Here is a 17,546-nt window from a genome sequence, read left to right as displayed (position 1 = left end):
CAAAAATAATCCACCCGCTACAACAGCACACACCCGCATCCCCCTGTTTCAAGGGGGCGACCATTTTTCAAAATTTTGCGACAATGCCCGGTTAATGATTTTTAAGTACATCCTGGCACTACGGCCTTACCAAACGACAAGACAGGCCAGAACCACCGGTTTCGCCGGTTTGTCCAGGTACGGCAGTCCCCTGCAATCCATGATTGCGGTGCTGGCCCTGGTCGCAGGCTTGCTGGCCGCGCTGGCCAGCCCACCCGCCTGGTCGCGCACCGTGCTGGACCTGGACACACAGCAGCAACCTGTCGCGCTGCAGGACTGGGGCGACTACTGGATTGACAAAACCGCCCAGCTCACACCGTCGCAGGTGGCCGCACGACAAGATATACCCTGGCAGCCTACCAGCAAGCAGGCGATTTACCCGATGACCGCGGGCCAGGCACTGTGGATCCGCTTCACCGTGCCGCCCGCCCCGGATGCCGAGCGCTGGTACATCGAAATTCCCTACCCCTCCATCAACCAGGCCTCGCTTTACACGCTGGACTCCGCAGGCCAATGGGGCGAGCAAAAGGCGGGTGACCTGGTCGCCGTGAACAAATGGCCGGTACCGCACCGCCATCCCCTGATCCCCATTGCAGTGTCAGCCGAGGTACCTACCAGCTACCTGCTGCGCCTTGAAAACGGCCACGCCTTCAGCGCCCCGCTTCAGTTTGTCAGCGAGAGTTACCTGAGCCACTCCGAGCAGCGCGTGTCGCTCATTCTTGGCATTTTCTTTGGGCTGATAGGCCTGGCAGCCATTATTTCAACCATCAGCGCCCTGTCCCTGCGCGACCCGGCCTACGGCTTTTACGCACTGGCCGTCACCTTGACCGGGCTGACACAGGCCACCGTCACGGGGATTGGCGGGCTGCACCTGTGGCCCAATGCCCCGTGGTGGAACGACGTCTCCACATCGGTATTGCCGACGCTGGAACTGGCGGCCACGCTCATGTTTGTGTCAGCCGCCGTTTCACTGCCGGAACGCTCCCTGCGCCTGCACCGCAGCCTGGCGGGCGTGGCGCTGTTTGGCGTGCTCCTCGCAGTTGCACTTGCAATCGTTCCCCAGGAACAACGCATGAGGCTGTTCATGTTCTATGTATTTTTGCCGCAGGTGCTGGCGATTTACGCCCTGGTCTGGACCTGGCGCCGGGGCGACCGGTTTGCGCCATGGTTGCTGCTCGGCCTTTTCCCGGTAATGGCCGCAGCGGCCTACATGATGGCCCGCAATGCAGGCCTGGTGCCCATCGGTTTCATGACCCAGCACGGCACCCAGATCGGTGTCGCCATCGAGCTGCCCATCATCATGGTCATCCTGATGCTGCGCAGCCAGCACCGGCGCGAAAACACGCGCCGCATCCAGGGACTGGACCGGGTTGACCCGGCCACCGGCCTGATCAACGGCCATGTGTTTGCCGAACGCCTGATACGCATGATCGCGCGATCGGAACGGCTCAGGCATCAAAGCGCCGTCATGCTCATAGACATCGTCAACACCGAGCAAACCCAGCGCGACTTCGGCCGCAAGGCCGCCGAGGAACTGCCCCTGCGCGTGGCGGAGCGCCTGCTGTCCACGGCCCGGGAGATCGACAGCGCGGCGCGCCTGTCGGCCCGGCGCTTCGGCATGCTGGTCGAAGGACCGTTCAGTGCCGAAGACGCCGCCACGCTGGGCCCGCGCATTGTGGCGCGCTGCCTCATGCCCTACAAGGGCATGCATGTGGACTGTGTAGCGCAGGTGCGGGTGGCTTACGCGCTGGTGCCTGACCAGGGCTCCAATGCCCAGGGCTTGCTGACCAGGCTGGAGGAGCGGCTGGCCTCGGCATCGAATACGGAAAAGAAAGCGGTGTTCATGCTGGGCGAAAATCCGCCGCCACCGAGGCGCCACAGGACCCGCAGGGAAGCAGTCCCCATCCCCGACTAGCCGGATTTTTTTGTTTTATCGGGCGGCACAACTGCAGCCGCCCGCGTCGCCCGGGGGTGCGCCGCGTCATAAACCTTGGCCAGGTGCTGGAAATCAAGCCGTGTATAGACCTGTGTAGTCGTGATGTTGGCGTGGCCCAGCAGTTCCTGGACCGCGCGCAAATCGCCGCTGGACTGCAACACGTGGCTGGCAAATGAATGCCGCAGCATGTGCGGATGCACGGGCGTCGCCAGCCCGGCTTTCAGCGAGCGTTGTTTCAGGCGCACCCGGATATGCTGCGGCGTGAGACGGCCCCCGCGCTGGCTGATAAAAAGCGCCGCATCGTCCCCCGCCCAACTGGCCCGGGCAAGCAGCCAGGCATCCAGCGCTTCCAGGGCCTTGCTGCCGACCGGCACGCTGCGCCGCTTGGAGCCTTTGCCGAGCACATGCGCTTCAGCGGCATCGGCGTCCACCCAGCCGCGCGCCTGCCCGCTGGCTCGCACATCCAGCCCCACCAGTTCGCCGATACGCAGGCCGCAGCCATAAAGCAGTTCGGTGATGCAATGGTCACGCGCCTCGATGAACGGATCGCCGTCACCAGCCGGCTCTTCGTAGCCGGCCAGTTGCACGGCCTCGTCCACGCTGAGCGCCTTGGGCAGCGGCTTGGCGGCCTTGGGCGAACGCACGTCCTGCACCGGGTTGCTGCCCACCAGGCCCTCGCGGCCCAGCCAGGTATAAAAACCGCGCCAGCCCGACAAAATAAGCGCAATGCCGCGGGCGCTGCGCCCGCCGCTGTGCATTTGCGCGACCCAGCGCCGCACGTGGGTGTTGTGCACCGCCGTCAGCACAACCGAGGCCTGAAGGGCATTGGACTGGAGTTTTTGCAGGTCCAGGGCATAAAGCTCTACGGTGCGTTGTGCCAGGCGTTTTTCAACACGCACATGCTCCAGGTAACGCTCCACCAGCGGGTCGGCATCCGGCACTGCATCGATGGCTGCAGGGTCCATGGCCACGCCGCCTGTCACAGGAATCCTTACTCGGCAGCAGCCTGCGGCAGCAGGCGCGTCAGCGCGGCACCGGCCAGATCGCCTATCTGCGCCAGGAACTCCGTGCCCATGTCGCTCTGGAAGCGCTCCGCATCGGGTGAAGCCAGCACCAGCATGCCGAAGGCGTCCTGGCCCGGTCCTGCACGCAGCGGCACCAGCGCCAGCGACATGGCCTGAGCCGGGTCGGACAGCCAGCTGGCAGCCTCAAAACCGGAATTCACGCCGCAATAGGGCTCGGTCAGGGAGGATGCGAATGCCTGCGCATCCTCGCTGACGCCGGTGCAAAAACCTTCGCCTGAAAAAATCCCGTTGACCTGCCACACCTTGATGGCCGCCTGCGGAACCGAAAACTGCTTTTTGAGCTCGTTGACGATGGTGGCCGGCAGGTCGCGGGCATGGGCCGTGAGCAGCAGGTTGCGCGTGCAGCGCTGCAGCTTCTCGGCGATGGCCACGTTCTCCTGGCCGTAACGGATCATCTCCACCACCTTGGCTTCCAGGCCCTTGATCTTGTCGCGCAGCAAACCGGCCTGCCGCTCCTGCAGGCTGACGGCACGCGTGCCGTGGCCACTGGACAACTGCACGCTGGCCAGCAGCTCTGCGTGGCGCTCAAAAAAGTCGGGAGTGTTCGCCAGGAAGTTGGCGATGTCGTCTTCAGTGATGGAGTGGTCGGTAGGGTTCATGTCGGGATTGTAGGTAAATAGGCCCCCACGGTCATTCACTTCGTGTAACTCCCTGCCCCCCCGAGGGGACCGCCCGCCTGCAGCCCGGCAAAGCCGGTTCCGCGGCTCATGCTTGGTTGAAGAGTTCCAGCAGGCACAACCAGTGGGGCCGCGGGACTGGCTTTGCCAGACCGCAGGCGCCGCCCCCTTGAGGGGGGAACAGGCTACACGCAGTGAGCCCGGACGGGGGTGGATTACAACTCCGGAATCTCAATTTCTGACTCAAAAACGGTCGTGGCCGGCCCGGTCATCATGACCGGCGCGTCCAGCGCGCCCGACCATTCGATGGTCAACTGCCCGCCGCGCGTCTGCACGTCCACCCGCCTGTCAAGCAGGCCGAGCCGGATGCCGGCCACCACCGCCGCGCAAGCGCCGGTGCCGCAGGCCAGCGTCTCGCCCACGCCGCGCTCGTAGACCCGCAGGCGGATCTGGCTGCGCGAGACAAGCTGCATGAAGCCGGCGTTCACCCGGCGCGGAAAGCGCACATGGTTTTCAATCAGCGGACCGGTTTCAGCGACCGGTGCCGCATCCACATCGTCCACGATTTGCACCGCATGCGGATTGCCCATGGACAGGACCGCTATCAAAACAGGAGCTTGCGGCGCTGTATAGACGCCGGCCAGCGGCCACTTTTTCCATGAATTTACGGCTACGGGCGTCAAACCGGACGCATCGAAGGGCACCAGTGGCAACTCAAAGACGGGCGCACCCATGTCCACCCGCACCCGGCCGTCCGGCTGCATGCTGGGTTCGATCACGCCGCTCAGGGTTTTGACTCTCACCGTGTCTTTGCTGGTGAGGCCCTTGTCGCGCACAAAACGCAGGAAGCAGCGCGAGCCGTTCCCGCACTGCTCCACCTCACCGCCGTCGGCATTGTGGATGACGTACTCAAAGTCTATGCCGGCCTCAGGCGACGGCCGCACCGACAAAATCTGGTCGGCCCCGACACCAAAGTGGCGGTCGGCCAAAAAACGGTATTGCGCCGTGCTCAGGCCCAGCGGCCCCCGGGTCTCGTCGAGCATCACAAAATCGTTGCCCGCACCCTGCATTTTGGTAAATCGGATTAGCATCCGGGCATTATCCGCCGAGGCCATGCCTCACCGCCAACCCATTGACTCACCCTGAAGAAAGACCGGACATGCGCATTCCCGACTGGACCCCCGCCCTGAAAACCCAGCCACAAGAGCTGGTCGACGCCATCCTGGCGCGCCGCGGAGGCACCCTCATCAACCTGGACAAGGCCCTGCTCTGGAGCGAACCGCTGGCGCGCGGCTGGAACATCTACCTCAAGGCCGTGCGTACTGAACTGCCGACCAGCCGCAAGCTGCGCGAGCTGGGCATCTGCACCGTGGCGCTATTGACCGGAGCCAGCTACGAATATAAACACCATGCGCCGGATTTCCTGGCCGCAGGCGGGACGCAGGCCGAGCTGGATGCACTGAATGTCCTGGTCAAGGGCGATGCACGGCAAACCACGGCACACCCCGCGCTGGGTGTGGTCGAGCAGCTCGTGGTCCAGTACGCCGCACAGATGACGCTGGACGTGAAAGTCAGCGATGCGGTGTTTGATGCGCTGCGCCGGCACTTCGACACCACACAACTGGTGGAGCTGACCAGCGCGATTGCCACCTACAACATGGTGGCGCGTTTCCTCGTGGCGCTGGGCGTGTCGCCGGAGGAATAAAAAAGGGCCGCATTGGCCCTTTTTTTGAACGGAAACAGACGTACCTAGTCCGCCTTGATGCCGTTGTCCCTGACAACTTTGGCCCAGATATCCATCTGTTTTTCGATAAACCCACGCGCCGCCTCTGGCGTTCCGCCCAGCACGTCAATGCCCTGGGCCTCTAGTTTTTTGGCGATCTCCGGGTTCTTCAGCGTCTTGTTGAGTTCCTCGTTCATGCGCTTGAGTATCTCGGGCGGTGTCTTCGCCGGCGCCAGCACTGCCCACCATGCGGGCGCTTCAAAACCCGGGTAGCCGCTCTCGGCCAGGGTTGGCACATCAGGCAGTTCCCGGGCCCGTGCCGAGGTGGTCACGGCGAGGGGGCGCATGCGTTTGCTGTCTATGTGCGGCTTGGTGACAAACACTGAGCCTATGGACAGGGGCACATGGCCCGCCACGGCATCGTTCATCAAGGGGCCGCCGCCCTTGTAGGGAATGTGCGTCCAGTCAATGCCGCCGTTTTTGCCCAGCAGGGTCATGGCCACGTGGCCCAGGCTGCCTGAGCCTATGCTGCCGTAGCTCACATTTTTCTTTGCTTTGGCCGCGGCTACGACATCAGCAAAGGTCTTGTATTCGCTGCCGGCGTAGGTTGCCAGCACCATGGGGGAGGTGCCCACCAGTATCACCGGCGGCAAGTCCTTTTTGCTGTCAAAGGGCAAACTGGGGATCAGTGCCGGATTGACGCCATGGGTGTCAAACACGACAGCAAAGGTGTAGCCGTCTGCCGGTGCCGCCGCCACAGCAGCAGCACCTATGGAGCCGGAAGCGCCGCCCTTGTTTTCGACAACGATGTTCTGGCCAAGCTGCTGCGACAGCGGTTGCGCCAGGATGCGCGCGACCTGGTCCACCGAGCCACCGGGCGGAAACACCGCAACAAATTTGATCGGCTGCCTGGCTGGCCAGGCCTGTCCTGAGCCTGTCGAAGCGGCTTGCGCCATGACGCCCAGGCTGACGACGCTCAATGCCACGGCCGCGACAGCCTGGGCCGTTCTGGAAATCAAAATTTTCATGGCTCAAATCCTGTAAACAAGGTGAGGCGAGTATCTGCAACAGGCATCCAGGGCACCATTGCGGTAAACACTTAGCATGCTATCGATCACCGGGCACGCCAGCGGCCTGCCGTCATTTCGCGCAAAATCAGTCCATGGTCAGACCTTCCCAACTCCTTTACCCGCAGCGCGACCCGGTTGCCCTGCGCCCTGCGGCCACCGTCCTGCTCTTGCGCGATACCGCCAACGGCATTGAGGTGCTGATGACGCGCCGCTCCATGAGCGCCAGTTTTGCACCCGGGGCCTATGTGTTTCCCGGCGGCGGCATTGACGCGGCCGATGCCAGCGCCCATGCGCAGTCCACCCGGCGGGCCACACAAAGCGACCTGCACCTCACGCAGGCGATTGCAGCCATACGCGAGAGCTTCGAGGAACTCGGTGTCCTGCTGGCACGCCATGCCGATGGCAGCCATGCGACTACCAGCGACATCGCCACGCTGGACCGCAAGGCCCCGTTTGCGGCACAGTGCCGCGAAAGAAAACTGACGCTGGCCGGCGACGAGGTGTTTGTGCTGGCCCACTGGATCACGGACCGTGACCTGCCGCGCCGCTTTGACGTGCCCTTTCTGGTTGCGCGCATGCCCGAAGGCCAGGAGCCGGTCGCCGACGAAGCCGAGCAATTTGAACCCATCTGGGTGCGTCCCGCTGACGCACTGGCCAGGCACGCTGCGCACGACTTTTTCATTATTTTCCCGACCATACGCACGCTGCAGCGGCTGCAGGCCTACACCAGCGTCGATGCCGTGCTGCAAGCCTGTGCGTCAGAGCAGCCGCTATGGACCTCCTGCCCGCGCGCCGGCCTGCTGGCGGGCAAGGACGCGCGCTACATGGAGCATGAAGCGCCATTCGGCGAGCTGGCACTGACCTGCCCCGACGGGCAGATACTGCACAAGCTGGACTGGCAGACGGAGCAAGCCGTGGCCTTGCTGAAAAACGTGATGCGCCTGACCGCGCCCAACCCCGGCGTGATGACCGGGCCGGGCACCAACAGCTACCTGGTGGGCGATGCCGGCACCGGTTATATCGCCATTGATCCAGGCCCGCTGGACAGGGACCACCTGGCGCGTTTGCATGCCGCTGCCGGCGGCGACATCCGCATGATTGTCTGCACCCATTCGCACCCGGACCATTCACCCGGGGCCAAACCCTTGCAAGCCCTTTGCGAAGCAGGCGGCAAGGCCAGGCCGCCGATTCTCGGCCTGCCTTCGCAGGCCACTGCACGCGCGGACAGCGCCTTCACGCCCGACCGCGCGCTACAAAATCAGGAGCTGCTTGCGCTCGTATCCAAAGGACCGGAAGGCGAAACCACCCATACCCTGAAGGTCATGCACACGCCAGGCCACGCGGCCAACCACCTGTGCCTGGTCCTGCTCGAAGACGGCCTGCTGTTCAGCGGCGACCACATCCTGAACGGCAGCACCACCATCGTCAACCCGCCCGACGGCGCGATGACGGCCTACCTCGACTCGCTGGACAACCTGAGCGCCGCCTGCGATGCGCACGGCATAGACTTCATCCTGCCGGCGCACGGTTATGTGCTGGGCGAGGCCAAAGCCGCCATCGCCCAGCTTAAGAACCACCGGCTCAAACGAGAGGCCAAAGTGCTGGCCGTGATGCAGGCCAATCCCCAAGGCACGCTGGACGACTGGGTGCCGCTGGCCTATGACGATGTACATGAGCGCATCTGGCCCATTGCCAAACGTTCGCTGCTGGCGCATGTGGAGCGGATTCAGGCCTTGAACATGACCAGCAGTTGATGTGACGGCATTGCCAGGCCACACCACATACATGAGTACCCGCACGACTTTGCCTGTTCTGAAAAAACCTCACCCGACAGCGCGGCGGCGCGCTCTGCGGGCCATTGCCTTTTTTGAGGCCTTCAAGGGCATTGCCGCGCTGGCTGCCGGCCTGGGCCTGCTCGGGCTGTTGCACTATGACGTACGCCGCCTGGTGCTGGCGCTGCTCTGGCATTTTCACCTAGACCCGGAGATGCATTACCCCGAGCTGCTGCTGCACTACGCGGACCTGCTCAACGGCATAGACCTGCGCACACTGGCGCCCGTGGCACTGGCCTACATCACCGTGCGAATGCTGGAGGCCTACGGGCTGTGGCGGGAAAAAGTCTGGGCCGAGTGGCTGGGCGCGCTGTCCGGCGCCTTGTACATCCCGCTCGAAATCGCGCACCTGATGCATCGCACGACCCTGATCAATGCCGGTGTGTTGCTGGCGAATATCGTGATGGTGGGTTTTCTGGCCTTTCAGCTTTGGTTGCGGATGAAAAAAGGCCCGCACGCTTTTCACTCCGTGTAATGCGCTGCAGCCGATGGCCGCCTGGCGATAAGCGCGCCCGCTTTGACGAAATCTGAATAAAGTGTGAAGCCCGCCGATAAGCCGGATTCTGTGCACCTGGCCACCTTGCGATGACCCGGTGTGACCGCCATTAATCTGGGCCGGGGGTCGCCCACCCGGCTCGGTGCTACCTACCCGCCAGCTCTGCGGAACCACATCAACGCTGGCCTACTTGGTATTGCTGCGCGTAGAGATTGCCCGTTTCACCCGGCCCCGGGGTGACCCCAAGGCCGACTCGTCTCTGTTGCTCTGATCCTCACCTCACGGTGGAGAGGTATTACCTCCTACGCTGTCCTGTGCAGTCCGGACGTTCCTCCAGTGCTCCCTTTCGGGAATTGCACCAGCGGCGGTCTGGCAGGCTTCACGGGCCTGATTATCCGCCTTTCTGCAACGCTTCCCGAACGCTATCAAATCAATAGCTGGCTGCGCTCGTGGCATAAGCGCAGACCGCTTAAAATAGGCACAGATCCGAAAAACAGATCCACGAAAGTACCCGGCCCCATGATTCGCCTGAATGAACTCAAGCTCCCGCTAGACCATGCGGATGACGCGCTCCCCCTGCTGATCGCCAAAACCCTGGGCATTGCCCCTGGCGACCTCCTCAGCCACAGCATTTACAAACGCAGCTACGATGCACGCAAGCAGAAACTGCTGCTGGTCTACATCGTCGATGTACAGCTGTCTTCCCCCGCGCTGGAAGCACGCCTGCTCCAGCAGTTCGAAGCCAGCCCGCATATCCGCCCCACGCCGGACCAGAACTACTACCCGGTGACCCATGCCGATCCCGCGCCTGCCGTGCGGCCAGTCGTCGTCGGTTTCGGCCCCTGCGGGATTTTTGCGGCCCTGCTGCTGGCGCAAATGGGGTTTAAGCCCATAGTCTTGGAGCGCGGCAAAAAAGTCCGCGAACGCACCAAGGACACCTGGGGCCTTTGGCGCAAAAAGATACTCAACCCCGAATCCAATGTGCAGTTTGGTGAAGGCGGTGCCGGCACCTTTTCAGACGGCAAGCTGTACAGCCAGATCAAGGATCCGCGCCACCTGGGCCGCAAGGTCATGAACGAGTTCGTCAAGGCCGGCGCGCCCGCCGAGATCCTGCTGGTCAGCAAACCCCATATCGGCACCTTCAAACTCGTCAAGGTGGTGGAGAACATGCGCGAGCAAATCATCGCGCTGGGCGGCGAGGTGCGTTTTGAACAACGCGTCAGCGATGTGCTGATCGAAGATGGGCATATCCGCGGCCTGACCGTGCAAAACCTGAACGATGGAACCAATTACGAGTTGCGCGCCGACCATGTGGTGCTGGCGCTGGGCCACAGCTCGCGCGACACCGTCACCATGTTGCACGAACGCGGTGTCTACATGGAAGCCAAACCCTTCTCGGTGGGTTTCCGCATTGAACACCCGCAAGGCCTGATTGACCGCGCGCGGCTGGGCCAGCACGCCGGTCACCCGTTACTGGGCGCGGCCGACTACAAGCTGGTACACCACGCCGGCAACGGCCGTTCGGTCTACAGTTTTTGCATGTGCCCGGGCGGCACGGTAGTCGCTGCCACGTCTGAAGTCAACCGTGTCGTGACCAACGGCATGAGTCAATACTCGCGTAACGAACGCAATGCCAATGCCGGCATCGTTGTCGGCATTTCACCGACCGACTACCCCGGCGGACCCCTGGCAGGCATCGCCTTCCAGCGCCAGCTTGAATCCCACGCCTTCACCCTGGGCGGCAGCAACTACGAAGCACCCGGTCAACTGGTCGGCGACTTTGTGGCCGGCAAGGCCTCGACACAGCTGGGCAGTGTGGAACCCTCCTACAAACCCGGCGTACGCATGACCGACCTGGCCAGCGCCCTGCCGGACTATGCGATTACGGCGATGCGCGAAGCGATTCCGGCCTTTGGCAAAAAGATACGCGGTTTCGACATGCACGACGCGGTGCTGACCGGTGTGGAAACACGCACCTCGTCCCCGCTCAAGATGACACGCGGCGACAACTTCCAGAGCCTCAACGTCAAGGGCCTGTATCCGGCCGGCGAAGGCGCCAGCTACGCCGGCGGCATTTTGTCGGCTGGCGTGGACGGCATCGAGGTGGCCGAGGCTGTAGCGCGCAGCATCACGGGCATTGCCTGAATCATCAATAGCCCTCATGACCGACAATCCCGTCACACCTTTCAGGCCGCGCTAACATCCGGCCAACCTCTTTTCCAGTTTGGCATGCTGCCAGGCATTTGCCTCTTGCGGCCCGGACCTTCCTCCGGCCGTTGCCCAACCACCCATGATCTGAAGCGACGACATGACCGACACCCCTTCCGCCACGCCCAACAACTCGCGCCGTCCCGACCGCCGGCGCCGGCCCGCACCGACACAGCAGAAGGCACGCCCGGTCAACCCGGTGCTGGAGCGCCTGTTCGAGTTCTACCCCAAGCTGTTTGGCGCGCAATTCCTGCCGCTCAAACTCGGCGTGTTCCAGGACTTGCTGGCCCGCCACCCCGAGGAATTCAAGAAGGACGAACTCAAGTTCGCCATGGGCCAGCATGCCCGCTCCACGCGCTACCTTGAAAGTGTGGCAGCTGGTCACCCTCGCCATGACCTTGACGGCAACCCGGTGGAGCCCGTTTCGCCCGAGCACGTGCACCATGCGATTCTGGAAATTTTCCGCCGCCGGCAACTGCGGTCAAAGGAAGACCTGAAACCGCAGCTGGTGCAGCGGCTGGTGGAGGCGATAGCGGCTTCCGGCCTGACACCCGAAGGCTATGCAGAGCGGGTCCGCGTGCAGGATGAAGCCACCAACGCATTGCTGGACGATGCCATTTCAGAAGTGCGCCTGATTGCCGCCAGGCACGAAGCGTTGGCGCGAACCTTCACGGCCAGTGGCAAAACCGTGGAGGAATTTGCCGACATGTACGGCATGAAGCCTGCAGACGTCAGCCGCGCGCTTGAGGCCATCAAGGCCCCTGCCGCATAAGACACAGCAAGCTCAGTGGGGTCCAGCGCTCTCCATGCTGTCGAGTTCCCTGAGCGCATCTTCCGGCAGGAGCATGCCGGAAGCAGCCAGGTTCTCTTTCAGGTGCGCCACCGACGACGTGCCCGGAATCAGCAGGATGTTGGGCGCGCGCTGAAGCAACCAGGCCAGCGCAACCTGCAAAGGCGTGGCGCCAAGGCGTGCGGCAACCGCAGACAGGGTGGACGACTGCAGCGGGCTGAAACCACCCAGCGGGAAGTACGGCACATAAGCGACGCCCTCGCTTGCAAGATCGTCAATCAGCGCATCGTCATCCCGGTGCGCAAGGTTGTAATGATTTTGTACACAGGCGATTTTGCAGATGCTGCGCCCTTGTGCAATCTGCGCCGGCGTGACGTTGCTCAGTCCAATATGGCGCACCAGGCCTTGTTGCTGAAGCCCCGCCAACACCGTGACCTGCTCTTCAATGGAGCCCTCGGCAGGCCCATGGATGCCCAGCATGCTGCGAAAGTTGACAACATCCAGCACATCCAGGCCCAGGTTACGAAGATTGTCGTGGACCGCCTGCGTCAACTCCCTGGGCGACATGGCCGGAATCCATGACCCATCTTCGCCGCGCCGCGCACTGATCTTGGTGACGATCACCAGGTCGTCCCTGTAGGGATGCAGCGCCTCGCGGATCAGCTGGTTGGTGATGTGGGGGCCATAGAAATCGCTGGTATCGATATGGTTCACCCCGCTCGCAACAGCCTCCCGGAGCACGGCCAGCGCTGCAGCCTTGTCCCTGGGGGGACCGAACACACCAGGCCCTGCCAGCTGCATGGCGCCGTAACCAAGACGCCTGACTGCTCGGTCGCCGAGGGTGAAATTGCCTGACTGATTGATGCTGGACATGGTCGGTCTCCTTGAAAGATGCTGGATGGTAGGCCTTGTCCTTCATTGCCACAATTAGGCACAATCAACACAGGCTGTATGGATTAGCGAACAATGAAAATTGATCTTGGCGATTTGAACGCCTTTGTGACGGTGGCGCGTGCCAGAGGCTTTCGCGAGGGTGCGCGTGCAAGCGGCGGCAGCGCATCCGCACTCAGCGAGGCGGTACGACGCCTTGAAGCGCAACTGGGCGTGCGGCTGCTCAACCGTACAACCCGCAGTGTTGTCCCGACCGAGGCGGGCAAGGGCCTGCTGGACCGCCTTGCCCCCGCCCTGAACGAAATGGAGGCGGCCCTGGACGTGGTGAACGGTTTCAGGGACAGGCCCGCCGGGTCCTTGCGCCTGAATGTACCGGTCAGTGCTGCGAGGCTGGTGCTTGGTAGCATCGTGCCGCCTTTCCTGGCCGCCTACCCGGACATACGCCTGGAGGTGGTCGCAGAGGACAGCTTTGTCGACATGCTGGCGACCGGCTGCGATGCCGGTATCCGTTATGAAGAACGGCTGGAGCAGGACATGATCGCCGTGCCCATCGGGCCTCGCCAGCAGCGCTTCGCCGCAGCCGCCTCGCCTCTGTATCTGGACCGGTGCGGCCGCCCTGCCCATCCGCGTGAGCTGCTGGCCCACGCATGCCTGCGCGGAAAGTTCACGAGTGGCGCCATGCCCGCCTGGGAATTTGAGCACGAGGGCGATACCGTGAAGGTTGATCCTGTCGGCCCCCTCATCGTCAGCGTAGGCGGCGCAGTGGACCTGGCCGTGGATGCCGCCGTCGCAGGTAGCGGCATCATCTACCTCTTCGAGGACTGGCTGCGTCCGCATATGGACAAAGGTACGCTGGAACCCGTGCTGGAACCCTGGTGGCCGCGTTTCTCCGGCCCCTTCTTGTATTACCCGGGACGCCGTCTTGTACCCGCGCCGCTGCGGGCATTTATCGATTTCATCAGGACATAGACAGGTGAAAAAAAGCCGCTGCGATTGCAGCGGCTTCTTTAATGGCTAACCTGCAGCGCCGGATCAAACCTGCCCAGGCTGGGCATTCTGCAAGGCCGCGATACGCTCTTCAATCGGCGGATGCGTCGAGAAAAGCTTGCCAATGCCGCCGGTGATGCCCATGGCCTGCACGGTCTTGGGCAACTCGCCAGGCACCATGCCGCCCAGGCGGGCCAGCGCGTTGATCATGGGCTGCTTCCTGCCCAGCAAAGCGGCAGAACCCGCATCCGCGCGAAACTCGCGATGGCGCGAGAACCAGGCCACCACGATGGCTGCGGCAAAACCCAGCACGATGTCCAGCACGATGGTGCTGATGTAGTAACCGATGCCGGGGCCCGAATTGTTGTCGTTACCGCGGCGCAGGAAGCTGTCCACCGCATAACCGATCACACGGCTGAGGAACACGACAAAAGTATTCATCACGCCCTGGATCAGGGTCATGGTGACCATGTCGCCGTTGGCCACGTGGGCAATCTCGTGGCCGAGCACAGCTTCGATTTCATCGCGCGTCATGCCTTGCAGCAGACCGGTTGAAACCGCCACCAGGGCCGAATTCTTGAAGGCGCCGGTTGCAAAGGCGTTGGGCGCACCTTCAAAAATACCGACTTCCGGCATGCCGATGTTGGCTGTGGTGGCCAGCTTGCGCACGGTCTCGACAATCCAGGCCTCATCGGCGTTTTGCGGCTGGTTGATGACGCGTACGCCCGAGCTCCATTTGGCGACCGGCTTGCTGATCAGCAGGGAAATAATGGCACCGCCAAAACCGATGACGGCGGCAAAACCCAGCAGCATGCCGAGGTTCAGCCCCTGGGGCGTGAGGTAACGGTTGACGCCCAGCAGGCTGGCGACAATGCCCAGCACCACCACAACGGCAAGGTTGGTCATTACAAACAAAATAATACGTTTCATGGATTCTCCGTGGGAGTCGATAACTTGGATATTGGGCAGCCTCAGGGCCGCAGAAAACACTGCATTTCCAGATAAATGGGGATTTTTTGTCCCAAATCAAGCCACTGGCGGTAGCTGCCGGCGCGATGTTATGTGTTGTTTTTATCTGCGCGGGCGAAATACAAGTGAGTCATCATAAAAGGAAAAGTTCTCGTTTTCTGCCCACCAGCCCGGCACACCCAGCACCGGCAAGGGCGCAAACGGCTTGCTGGCGAGCTTTTCAGCGCTCAGGTCAGAGGCCGCCCAGGCGTCCAGCCCGGCCAGCGAACCCGCTATTGAATTTATAGCTGGTTGCGCCCGGTAGACGTGGGCCGTGATGGGTTTTCGTGGAAAAACCAGCTTCTCGAGCAGTGCATGGCCAAACAGCACCAGTTGCGCCTGCTGCCAGAGCGGGCGAAGGTCGACAAACAGGCGCCGCCAGTCTCGCGCCACCAGCGCGTCCCAGAGCGCTTGCGGCGCCAGGAGAAAAGCCGCATTCTCATCAAACAGGGTCAGCGCATCGCGCACCGGGCCGCGTACCTGCTGCACACCGGCCTGCGCTATGGCTGCCGCCTGCAGCTGGTTGAGCTTCTTTTTTGTTTCAGGGAAATGCATCCAGCACAGGCCATTGAAAAAATCATGGAGGCCTTCGCGCGTCGGGCACTGGCCGGTCCTGAAAATAAAACTCTCGTAGGGCTCGCCGTCCGGCAGCGCGCTTTGCGGAACAAAACACACCGGTGCATCCTGCGCCGCATTCAGCGCCTGATGCAAGGCGGCGCCCGATGCCACGGACCGCGCAATACGTTCACCCGCTTCCTGCCAGGGCTGCAGCCAGGGCCGGCCCCAGTCAATCGTCGGCATCGCGGACACCGGCAGCAGCCCTTTCAGGCCCGTGCCGATTTGTGCAAGCGCCTGTCGCGCACCGCCACGGTGGACTTGCCCTCGTCGGCAATATCAAACAACTGCGTGGCCACCAGCAGCTTGGTCAAGGTCGCATAACCATAATTACGGTGGTCAAACGAAGCCTGGTTGGCGATCTGTGTGCCGACAGCACCCACACGCGCCCAACCGTCATCATCGGCGGCCGCCTGCACGGCATTGCGCAGCAACATGACGAGCTTGGCATCCTGCTTGAGCTGCGCGGGCGTGGCACGCAGGGGCGCGGCAGAAACCGCCTCCCCATCGTCGCGGTCATCGCGATCGCTGCCATGGACGCCTGCCGCCGCATCACCGGCAGCCATGGGCCGCAGCTTGTCCAGGTACAAAAACCTGGAGCAGGCGTTGACAAAAGGCTCAGGCGTTTTTTGCGCGCCAAAGCCGTAGACCGCCGCACCCTTGGCACGCAGGTGCATCACCAGCGGCGTGAAGTCGGCGTCCGAAGACACGATACCGAAGGCGTCAGGCCGGTCCGTATAAAGAAGCTCCAGCGCGTCGATCACCATGGCCATGTCGCTGGCATTCTTCCCCTTGGTGTAATCAAACTGCTGCATGGGCCGGATGGCATGCTCATGCAGCACCTCTTCCCAGCCCTTGAGTTCATTCTTCTTCCAGTTGCCGTAAGCGCGCCGGATATTGGTTTCGCCGAAAGTCGACAACTCATTGAGGATCAGGTCGATCTTGGACGCCGGCGAGTTGTCGGCGTCTATCAGCAGGGCTACGCGCGGCTTGCGGTCCATCATGTCCCCGCTGGATTGGTCAGCTTCCAGGGAAGGCTCTCTCCGGAACGCAGCGGCTTGAGTTCGGCATTGCCGAATGCATAACTCTCGGGCGGCAACCAGCTTTCCTTCTTCAGCGTGATGGTGCCTTCATTGCGCGGCAAGCCATAAAAGGCAGGGCCATTGAAGCTGGCAAAAGCCTCCAGCTTGTCCAGGGCGCCGGCTGCGTCAAAGGCCTCGGCATACAGCTCCATGGCGGCATGCGCGGTGTAGCAACCCGCGCAGCCGGTGGCATGCTCCTTCAGGTTCGCCGGATGCGGCGCACTGTCGGTGCCCAGGAAAAACTTGGCATTGCCGCTGGTGGCCGCCTCGACCAATGCGATGCGGTGGGTTTCGCGCTTGAGCACCGGCAGGCAGTAGTAATGCGGGCGGATGCCGCCGGTAAAAATCGCATTGCGGTTGTACAGCAGGTGATGCGCCGTGACGGTGGCGCCGGTGAAGCGGTCACTGTCACGTACGTAATGGGCTGCTTCTTTTGTGGTGATGTGTTCAAAAACGACTTTGAGTTCGGGGAAGTCACGGCGTAACGGAATCAGCTGGGTGTCAATGAACACCGCCTCACGGTCAAACAGGTCAATGTCTGAGCTGGTCACTTCGCCGTGCACCAGCAGCAGCAAACCCTGCTTTTGCATCTCTTCCAGCGTTTTGTGAATCTTGCGCAAATCGGTCACGCCTGCGTCGCTGTTGGTGGTGGCGCCTGCCGGATACAGCTTGGCGGCAACCACACCGGCGTCCCTGGCCCGCTTGATCTCATCTGCGGCCAGGTTGTCGGTCAGGTACAGGGTCATCAGCGGTTCGAACTTCACGCCCGCAGGCACGGCGGCCTGGATGCGCTCACGGTAGGCAAGCGCCTGGGCCGCGGTGGTCACCGGCGGACGCAGGTTGGGCATGATGATGGCCCGGCCAAACTGCGCGGCCGTGTGCGGCACCACCGTATTGAGGGCGTCGCCGTCGCGCACATGCAGATGCCAGTCGTCGGGGCGGGTGATCGTGAGGGTGGTGGAGGTGGTCGCTGAAGTCATGTGCGAATTGTCGCATTTACAGCCTGCTCCCATGCCCTGCCAGCCACCCGCCGTATCGGGCTTGCCAGGCCGCCTAAGGAAAGCCCTTAGGCATGGGCATGAGCCCAGCCGTTACCATGCACCGCAGGCCACAAAAAGGCCCAGGACCTGCTTTTGGCGTCACCAGCGCCAATCCGCCCAACCAGAA

General features: G+C 62.5%; 16 protein-coding genes and 1 other RNA gene. 7 read left to right on the top strand and 10 right to left on the bottom strand.

Features of this window, described 5'->3' with window-relative positions; translation table 11 throughout:
* The first annotated feature begins 94 nt into the window (after positions 1 to 94).
* Complete coding sequence (locus tag ACFQND_RS18650; protein ID WP_377414319.1) at positions 95 to 1,954, top strand: sensor domain-containing diguanylate cyclase; 1,860 nt, start codon at positions 95 to 97, stop codon at positions 1,952 to 1,954.
* Here the strand turns inward: ACFQND_RS18650 and ACFQND_RS18645 are convergent.
* From ACFQND_RS18645 to dapF, 3 genes are all read right to left on the bottom strand, one after another.
* A complete protein-coding gene (locus tag ACFQND_RS18645; RefSeq protein ID WP_377414316.1) occupies positions 1,951 to 2,940 on the bottom strand; it encodes a tyrosine recombinase XerC in 990 nt (329 codons plus the stop codon). The two genes, ACFQND_RS18650 and ACFQND_RS18645, sit on opposite strands and share 4 nt — an antisense overlap.
* 26 nt (positions 2,941 to 2,966) lie before the next feature.
* Positions 2,967 to 3,659 carry a DUF484 family protein gene (locus ACFQND_RS18640; RefSeq protein ID WP_377414313.1) on the bottom strand — a complete coding sequence of 231 codons (693 nt, stop codon included), beginning with the start codon at positions 3,657 to 3,659 and terminating at the stop codon, positions 2,967 to 2,969.
* Positions 3,660 to 3,892: 233 nt separating this feature from the next.
* On the bottom strand, positions 3,893 to 4,768 hold the full coding sequence (gene dapF / locus ACFQND_RS18635) for a diaminopimelate epimerase (protein ID WP_377414310.1): 876 nt from the start codon (positions 4,766 to 4,768) through the stop codon (positions 3,893 to 3,895).
* 68 nt (positions 4,769 to 4,836) lie between these two features.
* Here dapF and ACFQND_RS18630 point away from each other — a divergent pair, with 68 nt between their 5' ends.
* Complete coding sequence (locus tag ACFQND_RS18630; protein ID WP_371436986.1) at positions 4,837 to 5,382, top strand: carboxymuconolactone decarboxylase family protein; 546 nt, start codon at positions 4,837 to 4,839, stop codon at positions 5,380 to 5,382.
* 44 nt (positions 5,383 to 5,426) lie between these two features.
* Here the strand turns inward: ACFQND_RS18630 and ACFQND_RS18625 are convergent, their stop codons facing one another.
* The gene (locus ACFQND_RS18625; protein ID WP_371436985.1) at positions 5,427 to 6,428 is read right to left on the bottom strand and encodes a tripartite tricarboxylate transporter substrate binding protein; all 1,002 of its coding nucleotides are present in this window, start codon (positions 6,426 to 6,428) and stop codon (positions 5,427 to 5,429) included.
* Between the two features lie 134 nt (positions 6,429 to 6,562).
* Here ACFQND_RS18625 and ACFQND_RS18620 point away from each other — a divergent pair, with 134 nt between their 5' ends.
* Positions 6,563 to 8,224 carry an MBL fold metallo-hydrolase gene (locus ACFQND_RS18620; protein ID WP_377414307.1) on the top strand — a complete coding sequence of 554 codons (1,662 nt, stop codon included), beginning with the start codon at positions 6,563 to 6,565 and terminating at the stop codon, positions 8,222 to 8,224.
* A 31-nt stretch (positions 8,225 to 8,255) separates the two neighbouring features.
* Complete coding sequence (locus tag ACFQND_RS18615; RefSeq protein WP_371436983.1) at positions 8,256 to 8,777, top strand: DUF2127 domain-containing protein; 522 nt, start codon at positions 8,256 to 8,258, stop codon at positions 8,775 to 8,777.
* A gap of 61 nt (positions 8,778 to 8,838) precedes the next feature.
* Here the strand turns inward: ACFQND_RS18615 and rnpB are convergent.
* An RNA gene (gene rnpB, locus ACFQND_RS18610) (RNase P RNA component class A) lies at positions 8,839 to 9,179 on the bottom strand.
* A 138-nt stretch (positions 9,180 to 9,317) separates the two neighbouring features.
* On the opposite strand from rnpB, the gene ACFQND_RS18605 reads away from it, so the two are divergent.
* Positions 9,318 to 10,943, top strand: a complete 1,626-nt coding sequence (locus tag ACFQND_RS18605; RefSeq protein ID WP_371436982.1) for an NAD(P)/FAD-dependent oxidoreductase — start codon at positions 9,318 to 9,320, stop codon at positions 10,941 to 10,943.
* Between the two features lie 163 nt (positions 10,944 to 11,106).
* Entirely contained in the window at positions 11,107 to 11,778 is a 672-nt protein-coding gene (locus ACFQND_RS18600) for a ProQ/FINO family protein (RefSeq protein ID WP_371436981.1), read from the top strand.
* A gap of 12 nt (positions 11,779 to 11,790) precedes the next feature.
* Here the strand turns inward: ACFQND_RS18600 and ACFQND_RS18595 are convergent, their stop codons facing one another.
* On the bottom strand, positions 11,791 to 12,669 hold the full coding sequence (locus tag ACFQND_RS18595) for an aldo/keto reductase family oxidoreductase (protein ID WP_371436980.1): 879 nt from the start codon (positions 12,667 to 12,669) through the stop codon (positions 11,791 to 11,793).
* 93 nt (positions 12,670 to 12,762) lie between these two features.
* On the opposite strand from ACFQND_RS18595, the gene ACFQND_RS18590 reads away from it, so the two are divergent.
* The gene (locus tag ACFQND_RS18590) at positions 12,763 to 13,656 is read left to right on the top strand and encodes a LysR family transcriptional regulator (protein ID WP_371436979.1); all 894 of its coding nucleotides are present in this window, start codon (positions 12,763 to 12,765) and stop codon (positions 13,654 to 13,656) included.
* Between the two features lie 63 nt (positions 13,657 to 13,719).
* Here the strand turns inward: ACFQND_RS18590 and htpX are convergent, their stop codons facing one another.
* The 4 genes from htpX to pyrC form a co-directional block, all read right to left on the bottom strand.
* On the bottom strand, positions 13,720 to 14,604 hold the full coding sequence (gene htpX / locus ACFQND_RS18585) for a protease HtpX (protein WP_371436978.1): 885 nt from the start codon (positions 14,602 to 14,604) through the stop codon (positions 13,720 to 13,722).
* 141 nt (positions 14,605 to 14,745) lie between these two features.
* The gene (locus ACFQND_RS18580; protein WP_371436977.1) at positions 14,746 to 15,483 is read right to left on the bottom strand and encodes a DUF3025 domain-containing protein; all 738 of its coding nucleotides are present in this window, start codon (positions 15,481 to 15,483) and stop codon (positions 14,746 to 14,748) included.
* A gap of 23 nt (positions 15,484 to 15,506) precedes the next feature.
* Positions 15,507 to 16,298: an NYN domain-containing protein gene (locus ACFQND_RS18575; RefSeq protein WP_371436976.1), complete on the bottom strand. Its 792-nt coding sequence runs from the start codon at positions 16,296 to 16,298 to the stop codon at positions 15,507 to 15,509.
* Entirely contained in the window at positions 16,298 to 17,359 is a 1,062-nt protein-coding gene (pyrC, locus tag ACFQND_RS18570; RefSeq protein ID WP_371436975.1) for a dihydroorotase, read from the bottom strand. The genes ACFQND_RS18575 and pyrC overlap by 1 nt, the downstream gene beginning before the upstream one ends.
* Positions 17,360 to 17,546: the final 187 nt, after the last annotated feature.

Source organism: Polaromonas aquatica (assembly GCF_042659145.1).
In the GTDB taxonomy this organism is placed as follows: Bacteria; Pseudomonadota; Gammaproteobacteria; order Burkholderiales; family Burkholderiaceae_C; genus Polaromonas; species Polaromonas aquatica.
This window is presented reverse-complemented; position numbering and strand designations above follow the sequence as displayed.